Here is an 18838-nt window from a genome sequence, read left to right as displayed (position 1 = left end):
AGTTTTTATGCGTTCATTCCAACTGTACATTTCAAAAATTCGGTTCAAAGGAGCTTATTCGTACGCATTCTCATTTGTTTTGTTGATGACATTTTTGTTTTCGCCAAAATCTTTTTCACAGGAAACAAAAAAAGACAGCGTGAAAAGGCCAAAAATTGGTTTGGTTCTAAGCGGTGGCGGCGCCAAAGGTTTTGCTCATATTGGAGTTTTAAAAGTTTTGGAAGAAGCCGGAATCAAAATCGATTATATTGGAGGAACCAGTATGGGTTCAGTAATTGGCGGACTTTATGCTTCTGGCTACAATGCTTCGCAAATTGATTCTATTTTCAAAAAGACCAATTTTGATGAATTAATAAACGATTACATTCCACGTTCGTCCAAAAACTTTTATGGCAAAAAGAATGACGAGTTGTATGCCGTTGTTTTACCTTTTAGCAATTTCAGAATTGGTATTCCTGAAGCTCTTTCAAAAGGAATGTACAATTATAATTTATTGAGCAGTTTAACTAGAAATGTGCGCCATGTTCGCGATTTCAACGAACTGCCAACTCCATTTTTATGTATCGGAACCAACATTGAAACTGGCGAAGAAGTTTTATTAAACAAAGGAAATCTCGTTCAGGCTATGATGGCAAGTGCAGCTTTTCCTTCTCTATTTACTCCCGTAGAAATTGATGGAAATTTGTTGGTTGATGGTGGAGTTGTAAATAATTATCCTATAAAAGAAGTTCGCAATCTTGGCGCTGATATTATTATTGGTGTTGATGTTCAAGACGATTTGCTGAAAAGAAAAAACCTAAAAAATGCTACGCGAATCTTGGTACAGATTACCAATCTGCAGTCCATCGAAAAGATGAAGAGCAAAGTAAAAGATACAGATATTTATATCAAGCCAGATATTCGTGACTTTGGTGTTATTTCATTTGACCGAGGAGAAGAAATCATCAGAAAAGGGGAAGAAGCTGCTTTTGCTGTTTACGAGAAACTCAAAACATTGACAGACGAAAGCAATTTTTACAAAAAACCAAAACTAAAACTAGCTTCGGACACACTTCATATTCAAGACATAAATACTGATAAATTAGAAAATTATACCAAAGAATATATTCGCGGTAAACTCCGTTTCAAACCCGGAAGCACTATAACTTATGATGGACTTCAGACTGGAATAAACAACTTAAATGCAACGCAAAACTTTAGCACAATCTCCTATTGTCTTCAGCCAGATGGCGACAAAGACGACTTGGATTTAGTTTTAAGAGAAAATCCAACCCAAACTTATCTAAAACTTGGATTACATTATGATGGTCTTTACAAAAGTGCCGTTTTATTAAATCTTACTCACAAAAAGACTTTCTTAAAAAACGATGTTACTTCTTTGGATATCATTTTGGGTGATAATTTCAGATATGATTTTAACTATTATGTCGAAAATGGTTTTAATATCAGTTTTGGATTCCGTTCTAGATTGAATCAATTTAATCGAAATGTAACTACTAGTTTGAGTGGCGTTCTTAAAGAGAATCCCAATGTCAACCTTATTAATGTTGACTTCATTGATATAACCAATCAGGCCTATTTCCAGACTATTTTTGTCCAGAAGTTTTTAATGGGTGGCGGCTTAGAATATAAATACCTAAAAATTAGCTCACCAACACTTACCAACGAAGACAACATAATAGAAAAAAGCAATTATTTTAGTGCCTTTGCCTATTTAAAATACGATTCGCTAGACGAAAAATATTATCCAAATTCTGGATTATATTTTTCTACAGATCTGCAAACCTATATGGCATCATCAGATTATACGAAACAATTTAAACCTTTCTCGATTGCAAAAGCCGAAATATCGGTTGTTAGACCGCTATTCAAAAAAGCAACTATAAAATTTGGAGCCGATGCTGGATTTAATATTGGCAGCGACAGCGTTCCGTTTTTCGATTTTATATTTGGAGGTTATGGCTACAACAAAATAAACAATTTCAATTATTTCTATGGATATGATTTTCTAAGCATTGCCGGCAACAGTTATATTAAAACTGATATCAATATTGATTACGAAATCTTCAAAAAAAATCACATCAATATATCTGCTAATTTTGCCAACTTAGGAGATGATATCTTTTCTTCTGTAGATTGGGTTTCTATGCCAAAATATACAGGATATGCGATTGGTTATGGTTTAGAAACTATTATTGGTCCTATCGAAGTAAAACAATCTTGGTCTCCAGAAATGTCAAAAAGTTTTACATGGTTCAGCATAGGGTTCCAGTTTTAGTATTAAAACCGAGAATACTTCAATAAAATCTGTCATTTTTTTTACTTAGTAAAAATTATATCAAAAAAACTAAGTTATTTTATAGTTATAAATAATATAATTTTTATTTTTACTCCGAAAAAATTACGACATTTGTTATAATGAAAACAAATTGGACAGGTTTATTAGAGTATCTTCAATTCCTCATTAAGAGAAATCCTGAGTAATGGCTCTATCGAATTGAAATAATCAGTCAATTGAAAAAATTGAACTGCTTATTATCTCTGCAATTCAAATTTTCGAATTATCTAATTTACTAATTATCTAATTGAAAAGCCATGCCACTATATCATAAACTTGGGGAATTTCCTCAAAAGCGACACACCCAATTCGAAAAACCAAACGGCAGATTTTACTACGAACAATTGTTTGGAACAGAAGGTTTTCACGGACATTCGTCGCTATCTTATCACGTACACAGACCGACACAGGTTAAAGAGATTTTAAACTCTTATTCGGTTGAACCTAAAATTGCAATCGGAAAAAATATAAAATCACTTCTTTTTAAAGGTTTTGAATTAAAACCTGAAAATGATTTTCTAGACAGCCGAAAAGCGATGTTAGTCAATAAAGACTGTATTATTGGTTTGGCTGCGCCGAAAGAATCGCTTCGAAATTATTTCTACAAAAATGCCGATGCCGATGAAATGCTTTTCATCCATAGAGGAAAAGGGAAATTAAGAACCATGTTAGGAAATATTCCGTTTCAATATGGAGATTACCTAATTATTCCGCGTGGTATTATTTATCAGATCGATTTCGAAACAGAAGACAACCGACTATTTTACGTAGAATCGTATTCTCCTTTTTATACTCCAAAACGTTATAAAAACCAGTCAGGACAGCATTTAGAACATTCTCCATTTTGTGAGCGTGATTTTATTCTGCCAAATGAATTGGAAACGTATGACGAAAAAGGCGATTTTTTAATTAAAATCAAAAAAGAAGGAATGATTCATGAAGTGGTTTATGCCACACATCCGTTTGACGTTGTAGGCTGGGACGGCTACAATTTCCCTTACGGATTTTCAATTCACAATTTCGAACCTATAACTGGGCGTGTTCACCAACCGCCACCAGTTCATCAAACTTTTGAAACAGCTGCTTTTGTAGTTTGTTCTTTCTGCCCAAGACTTTACGATTATCACCCAAAAGCTATTCCAGCACCTTACAATCACAGCAATATAGATTCTGACGAAGTACTATATTATGTTGATGGCGATTTTATGAGCCGTAATAATATCGAGCAAGGTCATATCACTTTACACCCAAAAGGAATTCCGCACGGACCAGCGCCAGGCGCAATGGAACGCAGCATTGGTCATAAAGAAACTCAAGAATTAGCTGTTATGGTGGATACGTTCCGTCCGTTAATGGTTACTGAAGAAGCTATGGGACTTGACGACGGTCAGTACTACAAATCTTGGACGGAATAATTAGTCAATGTGCCAATTTGATAATTAGAAAATTTCTTTGATTAGAAAATGTGTCAATTTGGAAATTAGATAATTAAATATTGTAATTTTAAACTTACAAAATAAATTATCTCATTATCAAATTTTCTAATTATCAAATTAAAACAAATGACTTTTAACGAAAAATATAAAGACAACGCTCTTTTAATAAAAACCTTCAATTTCGCATTAAATATAATTGACTATACAACCGAACTTCAAGATCAAAAGAAATTCGTAATTGCAAACCAATTATTAAAAAGCGGAACATCAATTGGAGCTAATTCAAAAGAGTCACAAAACGCAGAAAGCAAGGCAGATTTTATTCATAAATTAAAAATTGCTATTAAAGAAGCAGACGAAACAGAATATTGGTTGTTTTTATGCGATGCACATAGCGAATATCCAAAGTGCAGTCGTTTATTAAATGATCTCTCAGAAATTTTAAAGATTTTAAACAAAATAATATCAACATCTAAGAGGAATTAGAAAATTAGAAAATGTGTCAATTAGAAAATTGATCAAATTAAAGCATTTCAAAAATTATCTTATTTTCTCATTATCAAATTATCTAATTATGAGTAAAGAAGTTAAATCAGTAGAATACGGATTAGAAAAAATATTTGAAGGAGCGCAAGATTTCCTTCCATTATTAGGAACAGATTATGTAGAATTTTATGTAGGTAACGCAAAACAAGCAGCACATTACTATAAATCTGCATTTGGATATCAGTCATTGGCTTATGCCGGATTAGAAACTGGAGTAAAAGACAGAGCATCTTATGTTTTAAAACAAGATAAAATCAGAATTGTGTTAACGACGCCATTAACAGCTGATTCTCCAATAAACGAACATTTGAAAAAACATGGTGACGGTGTAAAAGTTGCAGCACTTTGGGTTGAAGATGCTACAAAATCTTACGAAGAAACTATGAAACGTGGTGCTCGTTCTTTTATGGAGCCAACCGTTGAAGAAGATGAATTTGGTCAGGTTGTTCGTTCTGGAATTTACACTTATGGAGAAACGGTTCACATTTTTGTAGAAAGAAAAAATTATAATGGCGTTTTCTTGCCTGGTTACAGAGAATGGAAATCTGACTTTAACCCAGAATCAACTGGTTTAAAATATATCGACCATATGGTTGGAAACGTAGGTTGGAACGAAATGAACACTTGGGTAAAATTTTACGAAGACGTTATGGGATTTGTAAACTTCCTATCTTTTGACGACAAACAAATTACCACAGAATATTCTGCTTTGATGAGTAAGGTAATGTCAAACGGAAACGGAAGAATTAAATTTCCAATCAACGAACCAGCTGAAGGAAAGAAAAAATCTCAGATTGAAGAATACTTGGATTTCTATGGCGGCCCTGGAATTCAGCATATCGCCATTGCAACAGATGATATTATTAAAACCGTATCACAATTAAGAGCGCGTGGTGTTGAATTTTTATCGGCTCCTCCACATACATATTATGAAGCAATTCCTGAAAGATTAGGAGTTCACATGGACATGATGAAAGAAGATTTAAATGAAATCGAAAAATTAGCGATCATGGTAGATGCTGACGAAGATGGATACTTATTACAAATTTTTACTAAGCCAGTTCAAGACAGACCGACGCTTTTCTTCGAAATTATTCAAAGAATGGGAGCAAAAGGGTTTGGTGCAGGTAACTTTAAAGCACTTTTTGAGTCTATCGAAAGAGAGCAAGAATTGAGAGGAACGCTATAAAATGTTAATTTTCATGCATAAAACAGCATAATTCTCCAAAAAACGATGATTTTTTTGCAAATGTTATGTTAAACTTGACTTTGGCTATTTGTTTTTTGAACTTTCTATCTATCTTTGCACTCGCAAATCAGGAAGGGGTGGTTTCCTTCCGAATTGATATAAATTTCATAATTTATAGTTTTTTGGTTAGTTAATAGCATAAAAACTCAGTCATCTTTGACTGAGTTTTTTTGTTTTGGTACATTTGGAATAAAATTTGCATTTGTCTACCTTTATAATTAAATGTAAAGATTGTACTATGAAAAAGCTCATCCTCACTATATTAGCACTAACACTACTTGCTTTCAGCCCTCAAAAAGAAGATGCTTTCGACACAGGAGAATATTTCAAATTTAGAATACATTACGGAATTGTAAATGCTGGATATGCAACACTTGAAGTTAAAGATGCTGTTATAAACAATAAAAAGGTATATCACTCTGTTGGAAAAGGTTACACAACTGGAATGTCTAAATTTTTCTTCAAAGTAGAAGATTTATACGAAAGTTATTTTGACAAAGAAACAGGAAAACCGTACCGTTATGTCCGAAAAATTGACGAAGGCGGTTATACCAAAAATCAAGAAGGTTTTTTTAATCAAGCGGAAAATAAAGTTTTAGTAAAAGACTATAAACGTAAATCAGAAAAAACCATCATGGTTTCTGAAGAAGTACAGGATATTGTTTCTGCATTTTATTTCCTGAGAAATCATCCAAATATAGACAAACTTAAATCGGGTGAAGCCATCACAATCGACATGTTTTTTGATGATGAAATCACAAAATTTAAGTTAAAATATGTAGGTCGTCAAGATATTACGACTAAATTTGGAACCGTTTCTACGATGGTGTTCAAGCCATTGGTACAAACAGGAAGAGTATTTAAAGAAAAAGAGAGCTTAACTCTCTGGATAACAGACGACGTAAACAAAGTTCCAATTAGAATTAAAGCAGATTTGGCAGTAGGATCTCTTAAAGCCGATCTCGATGAATATAAAGGATTGAAAAGTCCACTAAAAGCAAAAAAATAATGAACCCTACAGATCATTCTGAAGCAATTTTAAAAGAAATTGACCTTAAATTTCAAGCCATAAATCAAAAAACTGATGTTCAGTTAGAAGGATTGCTTTGGGCCAAACCAATTACTTATTGGGATTACATTCAAACTGATGCTCTATTAAATTTACAAATTCAGCGCACCACACTTCCTGACGAAATGGTTTTTATCATGTACCATCAGGTAAACGAATTAATCTTTAAGATGATTTTGTGGGAAATTGACCAGATTGCAGAAACAGCAAACATTCAGGTTGATTTTTTTAGCGAAAGATTATCAAGAATCACCAGATATTTTGACATGCTTACCAATTCGTTCAGCATTATGGAAAACGGAATGGAAGTAGATCAATACATGAAATTTAGAAACACTCTTACTCCAGCAAGCGGATTCCAAAGCGCTCAATATAGACTAATCGAATTTGCATCGACCGATGTTATCAATTTAACAGACCGCAGATACAAAGCAAACTTTGATGAAAACACCGATTTAGAAACCAGCTTCGAACACCTTTATTGGCAAGCTGCCGGAAAAGACTATCACACTGGCGAAAAGTCGTATTTATTAAATGAGTTTGAAAAGAAATATAAAGAGCAATTTTTAAGACAAATGGCTTCGTTTAAAACGAAAAACATTTGGCAAAAATTCACACAATTACCAGTTGAAGATCAGCAAAATACTTCATTAATCGATGCAATGCGCCATTATGACAAAACGGTAAATATTACGTGGGTAATGCAACATCTAAATACTGCAAGAAAATACATCTTGGAAAGCGGAAAAGGCAACGGAGAAGCAACAGGAGGAAGCGACTGGCAAAAATATATGCATCCAAAATACCAAAGACGCATCTTTTTTCCTAAATTGTGGACCGAAGAAGAATTGTCCAATTGGGGAAATGAAACTGAAGCCTAATTTCACCACAAAAAATTTATAAAGTTTGAAAAAAGCAGTCGTAATTTTAATTGTCTTGTTTTCTATTTTTTCATGTAAAAAAACAGAAGAAAAAGTAGAAGCAAAAATTACTAAACCAACAACCAAAAAAATAGAATTCGGTTTTAATTACGCAGACTTTAATGTTGTTAATGATACTATTTCAAAAGGAGATTCTTTTGGATCAATCTTACAGAGCCAAAATATTGGAGACAAAAAAGTACATGATATTGTAGAACAGGTAAAAGATTCTTTCAATGTTAGAAGCATTCGTTACGGCAAACCTTTTACTTTACTTCGCGCTAAAAACAAAACCAATAATCTACAAGTTTTTATTTATCAGCCAGATGCATTAAGTTACTATGTTATCGATTTAAGAGACAGCATTGCAAAAGCATACAAAAAAATAAAACCTGTTACTTTAAAAAGAAAAATGATTGGCGGTGTTTTAAAAAGTTCACTTTCTGAAACTTTAGGAAACGAAAGTGTCGAAACCGCTTTGGCAAGCCGAATTACAAAAGTCTTTTCTTGGTCTATTGACTTCTTCAAACTAAAAAAAGGAGATCGTTATGGATTAATTTTCAAAGAACGATTTATCAACGGAAAAACTTACGATGGTGTTGAAGAACTTGAAGCCGCATTTTTTGAATATAAAGGTAAAATTGTTTACGCCTTTCCATTTGAAAGAGATACTACTTCTGGAAAAATCGAATATTATGACGATCAAGGAAGAACACTTAAAAATTTCTTCCTAAAAACACCAATCAAATTCAGCCGAATCACTTCAAGATTTACCATGAATAGATTTCATCCGGTGCAGCACACTTGGAAAGCCCACAAGGGAACCGATTATGCGGCGCCAACTGGAACTCCAATTTCTACCACAGCATCTGGAGTTGTAGAAACAACTGGATATACGGCAGGAAACGGAAACTTTGTCAAAGTAAAACATAACGGAACCTACTCTACTCAGTATTTACACATGTCTAAAATCTTGGTTCGTCGCGGACAGCGCGTTACTCAAGGGCAGACAATTGGTTTGGTAGGAAGTACAGGTCTGGCTTCTGGTCCGCATGTTTGTTATCGTTTTTGGAAAAACGGTGTTCAAGTCGATGCGCTTCGATTGAATCTTCCAACTGGAGAATCTCTAACAGGAAACGACAGAACTCGTTTTATGACACAGATTGAACCTTTGAAAAGAGAATTGGACAGCATTGGGAATCTGTAAATAATCTATTTTGCAATCTTTTTTGAATCGAAAGTCATGAAAAATGAACGCCTCAAAACCATTTACCATGAAACTTTTTCTGGTTTAAAACTATTCTATAGAGATACGAATCTTTCTGAAAGTTTGATTTCAAATTATAAGGTCGGCCAAATCATTCAAGAAAAAGGATTTACCGATATGAGTTCGATTGGTGGAGGTCTTTTTGGAAATTTCAGATATTTAATTGCAAGCGCTCACGCCAAAGATTTGTCAAAATTCAATCCCGATTCTGCAAAAAACGGTCATTTTCTTTTAGACTCTATAGCTTATTTTAAAGTATTGGACATTCAGAAAATTGGTGACAAAACGCAAGTTTTTCTTTTAAACATCCCTGATAACTCTATTTCGCTTTTCAAAAATTCATCTTCGAACTTAGAAGAAGAAATTATAGAAAAAGCTCAAAAACGCTTTCGCGAAAAAATCGACGCTGATTTAATTCCGGAATTGCAGACCGAAAATTGGAAAGAAAGAACAAAATCTCCTCTCGGAATGAGCGATAATGGTGAACTATTTTTTGATGATTCTAAGATTAAAACTGAATCTCCAAAAAGAATTGATGTCGATGTTTCGAAGAAAATTATAGAAATCAATAAAAAACCTTGGTGGAAATTTTGGTAAACTAAAAAACAAATTAATTTCTTTATATATTTGTAGCTAATTTTTTACTTTTTAGAAATGATTCCTGCTCAAACTAAAACTATTAAAATAATAATAAGCCTAACTGCTTTACTTTTTCTACAAGCTTCATTTGGACAAACTTTAAAAGACTGTTCTACATGTAAAACCCAATTAATCAAAAAAGAACAAGTTAAAAATCTAAATGTAGACAACATAAGACTTTTGACTAATGAAATCTTTGCAAGAAATGGGTATATGTTTGAAAACTCTAGATTTCAGGAATATTTTGAGAATAAATCTTGGTATAAATCAGTAGGAGACAATAAAAAAGTTGTCTTAAATGACATTGAAAAGAAAAACCTTGCTTTTTTTAAAGACGTTACAAAAACTTTAGAAGATCAGAAAAAAGAACTGACTTCACAGCTTAAAAACTTTAAAGAGCTTGTTTTTCAAGATAAAATTAGCGAATTACAAAACGCTTACAATTTTAGCTACGAAAAAGGCAATTCTGAAGAAAAGAAACTACTAAAAGAAGTTTTCCGTAAAATAAACCTTAACGACATTAACTACTACAAAAGTAAAGGAATGTTTAAAACGATTGAGGATAATGGCTTTGTTCAAATCGAATACATGGTTTATATTGAAAACGACGAAGTAACGATTACTTATAATTATATGGCACATTCTAAAATCATTGAGGATTTTGATGAGTATACAGATTATCTTTCCGAAAATGAGTTTAGCTATAACTGGCAATTTAAGTTTACGAGAAATAAACTTAATTATATAAGACTTGCTGTTGCCGGATAATTTGCGAACTGAAATACAGTTAAAACGTTTTCGTAACTAATTGTTATATAATCGCAAACCGCTCCCCTTTTAAAAGTTATTTCAGTATTTTTGTGTTTCAGAAAACAAACTCAATTATAGATAAAATGGCTTTAAACACAACAAACCCAACTGGGACTGAAGCGTGGAAAAATCTACAAAACCACTATAACGCAATTCACGAAACCACAATACAAGAATTGTTTCAACAAGATAGTGCGCGCGTTGAAAAATTCAATTTGCAATGGAATGACTTTTTAGTAGATTATTCAAAAAATAATATCAGTCAAGAAACAGTTTCTCTTTTATTAGAATTAGCAAACTCAATCGGACTAAAAGATGCAATTGCACAATATTTTGGAGGAGAATTAATCAATCAGACTGAAAATCGCGCGGTTTTACACACAGCATTGCGTGCTCCAGAATCGGCAGTTATCAAAGTAGACGGAGAAAATGTAATTCCTGAAGTTTACGAAGTAAAAAATAAAATCAAAAAATTTACTGAAGAAGTTATTTCTGGACAAAGAAAAGGCTACACTGGAAAAGCTTTTACAGATGTTGTAAATATTGGTATTGGCGGTTCTGACCTTGGGCCTGTTATGGCTGTTGAAGCTTTACAATTTTACAAAAATCACCTAAACACACATTTCGTTTCAAATGTTGACGGTGACCACGTAAATGAGGTTATCAAAAAACTAAACCCAGAAACCACTTTATTTGTAATTGTTTCTAAAACTTTTACCACTCAAGAAACGCTTTCAAATTCAGAAACTATAAAAAAATGGTTCTTGAAATCGGCTTCTCAAGAAGACATTGCAAAACACTTCGTAGCGGTTTCTACAAACATTAAAAATGTAACAGAATTCGGAATTAATCCAGACAACGTTTTCCCAATGTGGGATTGGGTTGGAGGAAGATTTTCTCTTTGGAGTGCCGTTGGTTTAAGTATTGCTTTGGCTGTTGGATTTGACAATTATAATGATCTATTAAACGGTGCCTATGAAATGGATGAACATTTCAAATCGGCAGAATTTGATGAAAACATTCCGGTTATTTTAGCTTTGTTAAGTATTTGGTACAATAATTTTTATGGTGCCGAAAGCGAAGCTTTGATTCCATACACACAATATCTACACAAACTTGCTCCTTATTTACAGCAAGCTTTTATGGAAAGCAATGGAAAAAGTGTTGGCCGTGACGGAAAACCTGTTAACTATCAAACTGGAACAATTATCTGGGGAGAGCCAGGAACAAACTCACAGCATGCTTTCTTCCAATTAATTCACCAAGGAACAAAAAGAATTCCAACAGATTTTGTGGGATTCATAAAACCACTTTACGGAAACGAAGATCACCACGATAAACTAATGTCAAACTTTTTTGCACAGACTGAAGCTTTAATGAATGGAAAAACTCCAGCTCAAGTTCAAGCAGAATTTGACAAACAAGGATTAGCAGCCGAAAAAGCTTCTTACTTATTGCCTTTTAAAGTTTTCACAGGTAACAAACCAACGAATACCATTTTAATCGAAAAATTAACTCCAAAAAGCTTAGGTTCTCTTATTGCGTTGTATGAACACAAGATTTTTGTTCAAGGTGTTATTTGGAACATTTTCAGTTTTGACCAATGGGGAGTTGAATTAGGTAAACAATTAGCAAATTCTATCTTAGATGAAATCAATTCTAAGACTGTTAAGAACCATGATAGTTCAACTTCATTTTTGTTAAATCATTTCTTAAAAAAGAAATAGAAACATTTATTTAAATATTCTATAACTTTTGAAACGTCCTAATTTCTAGTAAAATTAGGACGTTTTTTACATAAAACACCGACAAAAAGCAGAATTATCCGCCAATTTGCGTGTTCTCACTTACCGCACTGTTCAAATAATTACATTTTTAACAAAAAAGCTTTACATAAATTCAACAAAACAATATTTTTATTAATGAAAAAAGAAAAATTCATTTTAATGCGCAACACAAAAGGCAAAACTGTTTTTTCTTAACATTTCGATAACATTATCTGAGTTATTTGTTATAATTTTGCCAAAAACAATAAACTCAATAACAAAATGAAGAAAATGAAAAATTGGTTACTGACTGGACTATTTTTTATGATAGTTTCGACCGTATTTTCTCAAGGAAAGGTTACTGGTAAAATTACCGACGGAACAGGCGGCTTACCAGGAGCAAATGTAGTGATCAAAGGGTCTACTACAGGAACTTCAACAGACTTTGATGGTAATTTTTCCCTTACCTCAACATCAAGCACAGGAGAGATTGTAATCTCTTTTTTAGGTTATGACAACCAAACTGTAAAATTTACAGTAGCAAATGGCTCAACTGCAAACTTAGGAACTATCACTTTGGTAGCTTCAAATTCTAACGAATTAAGTGAAGTTGTAGTTACAAGCAGCATTATTGACGTTGCAAAGGACAGAAAAACTCCTGTTGCAGTTTCTACAATTAAAGCTGCTGAAATTCAAGCAAAATTAGGATCTCAGGAGTTTCCTGAAATCTTAAAAAGCACTCCATCTGTGTATGCTTCAAAAGCAGGTGGTGGATATGGAGATTCAAGAATTGCGATTCGTGGATTTGACCAAAAAAACATTGCCGTTATGATCAACGGTGTGCCTATCAATGATATGGAAAACAGCTCTGTTTACTGGAGTAACTGGGCAGGTATCTCTGATGTAACTTCTGCAATGCAAGTTCAAAGAGGCCTTGGGGCTTCTAAATTGGCTATTTCTTCTGTTGGAGGAACAATCAATATCGTTACAAAAACATCTGACATGAAAGAAGGTGGATCTGTTTCTTCAAGCTTTGGTAACAACAATTACTTAAAAGCACAAGCTTCTTACAATACAGGAGTTATGAAAAACGGACTTTCTGCTTCTGTTTTATTCAGTAGAACAGCTGGAGACGGATACGTTAACGGTACTCAATTTGAAGGATACAACTATTTCATTGCTTTCGGTTACAAAGCTAGCGACAAGCATAACTTCCAATTTACATTTACAGGAGCACCTCAATGGCACGACCAAAGATCTCAATCTCCTCTTTTAAGTGATTTCTTAAAATTCGGAAGTAATGGTGATCCAAACATTAAATACAACTCTGATTGGGGTATGAGAAATGGTGAGGAATATAATTTAAAAACAAATTATTACCACAAACCTGTAATGTCTCTTAACTGGGATTACGATATCAACTCTACTACAAAATTATCTACAGTAGGTTATGCTTCATGGGGACGTGGAGGAGGAACTACTTCAGCTGGTGGTATTAAAGGTAGCACACCATACAATGGTAACACTTTAAGAAATGCTGACGGAACAATCAATTTTGACTTAATTGAAAACTGGAACTCTGGACAACCAACAACATTAGGAACAAGAACTCCTGTTAATGGTAAATATGAGAACGTTTCATCAGCTGGTAATGCAACAAACGTAACCAATGGTTTATCTCAAATTGCTTCTGTAAACTCACACAACTGGTATGGTGCAGTAATCAATTTAGATAAAAAATTCTCTGAAAATCTTACATTCGATTTTGGAGTTGAAGGAAGAATGTACCAAGGTATCCACTTCCAAAACTTAATTGATTTGCTTGGAGCTGATGTTTACAAAAACGTTGCTGACGTAAATAACAATCCTGGTTATTTCAGCACTACTTATGCTCCAAGACCAAATGGAAATCCATTTGTTAGCACAGACTACCAAGATAGAATTAACTACTGGAATGATAGTAAAGTTAATTACTATGGAGCTTTTACTCAATTAGAATATACTACTGGTAACTTTACTGCTTTCCTTCAAGGAGCTATTTCTCAACAAGCTTACCAAAGAATTGACCATTTCAAGTATACTTATGATAGCCCTCTTGCTAAAACAGGTTTCAAAACTATTACTGGTGGAGATATTAAAGCTGGAGCTAACTACAACATTAATGAGCACCATAATGTATTTGTAAACGGAGGTATATACTCAAAACAACCGTTTTTCAATGCAGTATACCCTAACAATGCTTCAATTGTTAACCCAAACCTTACAAACGAAAAAATCAAAGCTGTTGAAGTTGGTTACGGTTTCCGTTCTGGAATCTTTAATGCAAACTTAAATGCTTATTACACAACTTGGGATGACAGATTTACAACTGCTTTAGATCAAGCACCAACTAACCCAAGTGGATACTACACTTTCCAAGGTGTTAATGAAATACATAAAGGTTTAGAATTAGATGTTAATGCTAAAGTACTTGACAAATTAAAACTAAACGGGATGATTTCTATTGGTGATTGGAAATACAACGGAAATGCTACAAGTAGTCGTTTTGATGTTGCTAACAACCCAATTAGTGGAGAACAGCCTTTATACCTAGATGGAGTTAAAGTTGGAAACAATGCTCAAACTACAATGGCAATTGGAGCTGCTTACGAAATCTTAAACGGTCTTAATGTTGATGCAAGCCTTAACTACTCTGAGAAGTTATTTGGAAACATTGATGTGTCTAAATTTTCAGCTGCAAACAACAAAGGAGCAATGGAATTGCCTGGTTTCGCAACTACAGATGCTGGTGTATCATACAAATGGAACATCTCTCCTAAAATCGGTGCATTAAACTTTAGATTAAATGTAAACAACGTTTTTGATAAAATTTTCATCAACGAATCGTTTACAAACATCTTTACAAGTGATTACAAAACTGCTCCAACTCCTACAACGCCAGGTGTTACTTATGCACAAGCTGGAGAAGTTTACAACGGAGTTGCTACTGCAAACAGAGTTTACTTTGGTTACGGAAGAACTTGGAACTTTAGTTTACGTTACGATTTCTAAAATTTAGAATCTAAATAAATAATAAAAACGGCATTGACTTTTAAGTTTAATGCCGTTTTTTTATAGCCTTTTTTGTTATATTTGTTTTGAACAAAAAACACCCCTTATGTATAATTTTCTACAAAAATTTCACTCTGGCTGGGCATACTTAGCGCTACTACTTTTAGTTGTTGCGGTTGTTAATGCCATCATTGGAGTAACTTCAAAAAAAGAATTTACAGCTAAAGATCGTAAAATTGCTTTATTTGCTTTAATTGGAACACATACTCAATTATTGGTTGGCTTAATCTTATATTTTGTTTCTCCTCTTGGGAAAGCTGCTTTTGGACAAATGTCTAATGCTGAATTAAGATTAACGTCTTTAGAGCACCCTCTAATTAACATTATCGCTATCATCTTAATTACTATCGGATGGTCTAAACATAAAAAATTAGTTAATAGTGAAGCTAAATTTAAAACCTTTGCTATTTTTTACGGATTAGGATTATTGCTTATTTTGAGTAGAATCCCTTGGAACCTTTGGTTCTAAAAAATACCAATTAAAAGCCCTTTTTCAGGGCTTTTTTTATCTCGGCATATTATTTGTACAAACTCCCCCCAAGTCTGAAAAAGAATAACCCATGAGAAATAAAAAAAACATTTTATTCGCCACAATCGCTTTAACGTTAATTAGCGGCTTTACCTATGTGATAAGCCAAACCAAACCTACAACAGAACCTAAAATCATTCAAGATACTGTTAAAAATATAAAACCAGTTATTATCCCATTGCCGGATTCTGTTTTTACAGACAAAGGTTTAAAACTAAGACCATACAAGAAAAACGCACATGCCTCCTACTATGCAGATCGTTTTAATGGAAAAAGAACCGCTAACGGAAGCAGATTTAACAACAACAGCTATACTGCTGCTCACAAAAAACTTCCTTTTGGAACTAGAGTAAAAGTAACCAATGAAGCCAATGGCAAATTTGTTATCGTAAAAATTACAGACCGTGGTCCTTTTGTAAAAACACGCGAAATTGACCTATCTAAAAGAGCTTTTATGGATATATCAAAAAATAAAGGTGCCGGCGCAATGAAGGTCACTATTGAAACCATAATCGAATAAAAAAATCCCGCTTAAAGCGGGATTTTTTTATTTAAACGAATTTTTTCAATGCCATTATAGCACCAGTATGAAGTCCTTCATGAAAATTATTAAAATCTAAGGCTCCTTGAATATGACGAAGCGTGAACCCTATACTCGTAGTATATTCATGGTAATTGACAAATAAACCGCTTTCAAAATCATTTTTCGTTTTTTCTAATGTTGTTGAAAGCAATGTTCTAATTTCGTCAACCTCAGCTTGAGAAACATCTCCTTCTGGTTTAGTTCCTTTTTTATATTTGTTAACGAAATCTTCAGAAACCATTGTTGGAAGACCCGATAATTTATAAACCAAAACCTGCTGCGAAGAAATACAATGGCCTATATTCCAAATGATATTGTTGTTAAAACCATCTGGAATTTTGTTTAATTGCTCTAATGAATGACTATCTAAGAGTTTCAAAAGAATTTCTCTAATTGTTTTTTGTACATCAAAAACTGAACTCATAATTTTAATTTTTTTTCTAAAAATACTCATTTTTACGTTTCAAATGGATTTTCTTTGCATTCTAACAAATTCATAAAACAATGAACAAAATATATTACTTAGCGTCTTGCGATACCTGCAGAAAAATCATCAAAAGCTTACCTGAAAATAATTTAGTTTTTCAAGATATTAGACAAGATCCGATTACCGAAGAACAATTGGAACAAATGCATAAACTTGCAGGAAGCTACGAAGCGTTATTTAGCAGAAAAGCTCAGCTATACAAGTCCATGGGACTTAAAGATCAATCTTTGACTGAAGCCGATTTTAAAAAATACATTTTGGAGCATTATACTTTTTTAAGTCGTCCTGTTTTTATTATTGATGGCAAAATTTACATCGGCAACAGCCAAAAAAATGTAGCCGAAGTGATAAATGCTTTGAGCTAAAAGGTTATTTTTTTTCTTGTTAAAGTGAAAACTCTGACTGAATACTAATTTCCAACCAAATAGAGCAAACTTTTATTTATCTTTGCGCCTTTATACTCAATTATATGATACAATCTATGACAGGGTTTGGCAAAGCTTCTTTGCAATTGCCTACAAAGAAAATTACCGTTGAAGTAAAATCTCTAAATTCTAAAGGTTTAGATTTAAATGTAAGAATGCCATCGGTTTATCGCGAGATGGAACTTGGATTACGTACTCTTATTTCGACTAAACTGGAAAGAGGAAAAATTGATTTTGCAATCTATGTAGAAAGTACTGCAGAACAAACTTCAACTAAAGTAAACGTACCTGTTGTAAAAAATTATATCGCACAATTAAAAGAGGTAAATCCAGATGCCGATGAAACTGAATTAATGAAAATGGCCGTACGTATGCCTGACACATTAAAAACAGAACGCGAAGAAATTGACGAGAATGACTGGGAGCAGATTCAAGTTATCATTGATGAAGCACTTCAGAATATTTTAAATTTCCGTAAAGACGAAGGAGAATCTCTTGAAAAAGAATTCAATTTAAGAATTGGAAACATTCGTCAATTCATGAACGACACATTGGCTCTTGATCCAGAACGCGTACAAGCTATTAAAGATCGTCTTCAGACTGCAATTTCAGAATTACAGGTTAATGTTGATGAAAACCGCTTTGAACAAGAATTAATCTATTATTTAGAGAAATTAGATATTACCGAAGAAAAAGTCCGTTTAGGCAATCACTTAGATTACTTTATAGAAACCCTAAATGGAACCGAAGCTAACGGAAGAAAACTTGGTTTTATCACTCAGGAAATGGGGCGTGAAATCAATACAATGGGTTCTAAATCAAATCACGCGCAAATGCAGAAATTGGTCGTGATGATGAAGGATGAATTGGAGAAAATTAAAGAGCAGGTTTTAAACGTTTTATAAGGCTATAAGCCTTATGCAATAAGCTATAGGCAACAAAATACCGCACAAATATTAAAGCTTAAAGCATATTGCTTAAAGCCTAAAGCATAAACTAATGAACAAAGGAAAATTAATTGTTTTTTCGGCACCCTCAGGCTCAGGAAAAACAACTATCGTAAAGCATTTACTTGGGAAAGAAGATTTAAATCTAGAATTTTCGATCTCAGCAGCTTCACGCGACCCACGCGGAGAGGAAGAACATGGAAAAGATTATTATTTCATTTCGCTAGAACAATTCAAAAAACATATCAAAGCAGAAGAATTCCTAGAATGGGAAGAAGTTTACCGTGATAATTTCTATGGCACTTTAAAATCAGAAATCGAAAGAATCTGGGCTATGGGAAAAAACGTGATTTTTGATATTGATGTCGCTGGAGGATTACGTATTAAACATAAATTTCCAGAACAAACTTTAGCCGTTTTCGTAAAACCACCAAGTGTTGACGAACTAAAGCGCAGATTAAAACAGCGTTCTACAGAAAGCGATGATAAAATCAATATGCGTATTGCAAAAGCTTCGGTTGAATTGGCAACTGCACCTCAATTTGACACTATTATTAAAAACTACGATTTAGATACAGCTAAAGAAGAGGCTTATCAATTAGTAAAAGAGTTCATAAATAAGTAATTTTATTACGCAAAGATTCACGAAGACAAACACAGAGATTCGCAAAAGGTTTTTTAAACTTTGCGAATCTTTGTGCTATCTTAGCGACTCT

17 protein-coding genes are annotated in these 18838 nt (G+C 33.4%); 16 read left to right on the top strand and 1 reads right to left on the bottom strand.

The annotated features are described in order from the left end of the window. The first annotated feature begins 7 nt into the window (after window positions 1-7). The 13 genes from LPB248_RS12585 (at window position 8) to LPB248_RS12525 (ending at window position 16200) form a co-directional block, all read left to right on the top strand. Window positions 8-2278, top strand: a complete 2271-nt coding sequence (locus LPB248_RS12585; RefSeq protein WP_177211754.1) for a patatin-like phospholipase family protein — start codon at window positions 8-10, stop codon at window positions 2276-2278. A 317-nt stretch (window positions 2279-2595) separates the two neighbouring features. Then, a complete protein-coding gene (locus LPB248_RS12580) occupies window positions 2596-3753 on the top strand; it encodes a homogentisate 1,2-dioxygenase (RefSeq protein ID WP_177211753.1) in 1158 nt (385 codons plus the stop codon). Between the two features lie 147 nt (window positions 3754-3900). Beyond that, window positions 3901-4260, top strand: coding sequence for a four helix bundle protein (locus LPB248_RS12575; RefSeq protein ID WP_177211752.1), 360 nt, complete (start codon window positions 3901-3903; stop codon window positions 4258-4260). Window positions 4261-4348: 88 nt separating this feature from the next. Further along, a complete protein-coding gene (gene hppD / locus LPB248_RS12570) occupies window positions 4349-5509 on the top strand; it encodes a 4-hydroxyphenylpyruvate dioxygenase (protein WP_177211751.1) in 1161 nt (386 codons plus the stop codon). Window positions 5510-5807: 298 nt separating this feature from the next. Beyond that, window positions 5808-6578: a DUF3108 domain-containing protein gene (locus LPB248_RS12565; protein ID WP_177211750.1), complete on the top strand. Its 771-nt coding sequence runs from the start codon at window positions 5808-5810 to the stop codon at window positions 6576-6578. Further along, window positions 6578-7519 carry a tryptophan 2,3-dioxygenase family protein gene (locus tag LPB248_RS12560; protein ID WP_177211749.1) on the top strand — a complete coding sequence of 314 codons (942 nt, stop codon included), beginning with the start codon at window positions 6578-6580 and terminating at the stop codon, window positions 7517-7519. Before LPB248_RS12565 ends, LPB248_RS12560 begins: the two co-directional genes overlap by 1 nt. Before the next feature lie 25 nt (window positions 7520-7544). Beyond that, window positions 7545-8765: a peptidoglycan DD-metalloendopeptidase family protein gene (locus LPB248_RS12555; RefSeq protein ID WP_177211748.1), complete on the top strand. Its 1221-nt coding sequence runs from the start codon at window positions 7545-7547 to the stop codon at window positions 8763-8765. Between the two features lie 36 nt (window positions 8766-8801). Continuing rightward, window positions 8802-9422 carry a hypothetical protein gene (locus LPB248_RS12550; protein ID WP_177211747.1) on the top strand — a complete coding sequence of 207 codons (621 nt, stop codon included), beginning with the start codon at window positions 8802-8804 and terminating at the stop codon, window positions 9420-9422. Between the two features lie 57 nt (window positions 9423-9479). Further along, on the top strand, window positions 9480-10232 hold the full coding sequence (locus LPB248_RS12545; protein WP_177211746.1) for a YARHG domain-containing protein: 753 nt from the start codon (window positions 9480-9482) through the stop codon (window positions 10230-10232). 125 nt (window positions 10233-10357) lie between these two features. Then, complete coding sequence (pgi, locus tag LPB248_RS12540) at window positions 10358-12001, top strand: glucose-6-phosphate isomerase (RefSeq protein ID WP_177211745.1); 1644 nt, start codon at window positions 10358-10360, stop codon at window positions 11999-12001. 330 nt (window positions 12002-12331) lie between these two features. Further along, window positions 12332-15091 carry a TonB-dependent receptor gene (locus LPB248_RS12535; RefSeq protein ID WP_317168834.1) on the top strand — a complete coding sequence of 920 codons (2760 nt, stop codon included), beginning with the start codon at window positions 12332-12334 and terminating at the stop codon, window positions 15089-15091. Between the two features lie 106 nt (window positions 15092-15197). Next, window positions 15198-15620 (top strand): hypothetical protein, encoded by a 423-nt coding sequence (locus tag LPB248_RS12530; protein ID WP_177211743.1) that lies wholly within the window; start codon window positions 15198-15200, stop codon window positions 15618-15620. Window positions 15621-15711: 91 nt separating this feature from the next. Continuing rightward, on the top strand, window positions 15712-16200 hold the full coding sequence (locus LPB248_RS12525; RefSeq protein WP_177211742.1) for a septal ring lytic transglycosylase RlpA family protein: 489 nt from the start codon (window positions 15712-15714) through the stop codon (window positions 16198-16200). A 31-nt stretch (window positions 16201-16231) separates the two neighbouring features. Here the strand turns inward: LPB248_RS12525 and LPB248_RS12520 are convergent, their stop codons facing one another. After that, window positions 16232-16687 (bottom strand): DinB family protein, encoded by a 456-nt coding sequence (locus tag LPB248_RS12520; RefSeq protein ID WP_177211741.1) that lies wholly within the window; start codon window positions 16685-16687, stop codon window positions 16232-16234. Window positions 16688-16767: 80 nt separating this feature from the next. Between LPB248_RS12520 and LPB248_RS12515 the strand changes: the two genes are divergently transcribed. From LPB248_RS12515 to gmk, 3 genes are all read left to right on the top strand, one after another. Beyond that, on the top strand, window positions 16768-17115 hold the full coding sequence (locus tag LPB248_RS12515) for an arsenate reductase family protein (protein ID WP_177211740.1): 348 nt from the start codon (window positions 16768-16770) through the stop codon (window positions 17113-17115). A gap of 104 nt (window positions 17116-17219) precedes the next feature. Beyond that, a complete protein-coding gene (locus LPB248_RS12510; RefSeq protein ID WP_111425235.1) occupies window positions 17220-18080 on the top strand; it encodes a YicC/YloC family endoribonuclease in 861 nt (286 codons plus the stop codon). A 94-nt stretch (window positions 18081-18174) separates the two neighbouring features. After that, window positions 18175-18747, top strand: a complete 573-nt coding sequence (gene gmk / locus LPB248_RS12505; protein ID WP_177211739.1) for a guanylate kinase — start codon at window positions 18175-18177, stop codon at window positions 18745-18747. Window positions 18748-18838 lie beyond the last annotated feature (91 nt).

It is taken from the genome of Flavobacterium sp. LPB0248 (assembly GCF_013388355.1).
Classification (GTDB): domain Bacteria; phylum Bacteroidota; class Bacteroidia; order Flavobacteriales; family Flavobacteriaceae; genus Flavobacterium.
Note: the sequence above shows the minus strand (reverse complement) of the source record. Positions and strands in the feature narration are given on the sequence as shown.

Coding starts and splice junctions, on each gene's coding strand:
- LPB248_RS12585 (WP_177211754.1), top strand. CDS start 8: ATGCGTTCATTCCAACTGTACATTTCAAAAATTCGGTTCAAAGGAGCT.
- LPB248_RS12580 (WP_177211753.1), top strand. CDS start 2,596: ATGCCACTATATCATAAACTTGGGGAATTTCCTCAAAAGCGACACACC.
- LPB248_RS12575 (WP_177211752.1), top strand. CDS start 3,901: ATGACTTTTAACGAAAAATATAAAGACAACGCTCTTTTAATAAAAACC.
- hppD (WP_177211751.1), top strand. CDS start 4,349: ATGAGTAAAGAAGTTAAATCAGTAGAATACGGATTAGAAAAAATATTT.
- LPB248_RS12565 (WP_177211750.1), top strand. CDS start 5,808: ATGAAAAAGCTCATCCTCACTATATTAGCACTAACACTACTTGCTTTC.
- LPB248_RS12560 (WP_177211749.1), top strand. CDS start 6,578: ATGAACCCTACAGATCATTCTGAAGCAATTTTAAAAGAAATTGACCTT.
- LPB248_RS12550 (WP_177211747.1), top strand. CDS start 8,802: ATGAAAAATGAACGCCTCAAAACCATTTACCATGAAACTTTTTCTGGT.
- LPB248_RS12545 (WP_177211746.1), top strand. CDS start 9,480: ATGATTCCTGCTCAAACTAAAACTATTAAAATAATAATAAGCCTAACT.
- pgi (WP_177211745.1), top strand. CDS start 10,358: ATGGCTTTAAACACAACAAACCCAACTGGGACTGAAGCGTGGAAAAAT.
- LPB248_RS12535 (WP_317168834.1), top strand. CDS start 12,332: ATGAAAAATTGGTTACTGACTGGACTATTTTTTATGATAGTTTCGACC.
- LPB248_RS12530 (WP_177211743.1), top strand. CDS start 15,198: ATGTATAATTTTCTACAAAAATTTCACTCTGGCTGGGCATACTTAGCG.
- LPB248_RS12525 (WP_177211742.1), top strand. CDS start 15,712: ATGAGAAATAAAAAAAACATTTTATTCGCCACAATCGCTTTAACGTTA.
- LPB248_RS12520 (WP_177211741.1), bottom strand. CDS start 16,687: ATGAGTTCAGTTTTTGATGTACAAAAAACAATTAGAGAAATTCTTTTG.
- LPB248_RS12515 (WP_177211740.1), top strand. CDS start 16,768: ATGAACAAAATATATTACTTAGCGTCTTGCGATACCTGCAGAAAAATC.
- LPB248_RS12510 (WP_111425235.1), top strand. CDS start 17,220: ATGATACAATCTATGACAGGGTTTGGCAAAGCTTCTTTGCAATTGCCT.
- gmk (WP_177211739.1), top strand. CDS start 18,175: ATGAACAAAGGAAAATTAATTGTTTTTTCGGCACCCTCAGGCTCAGGA.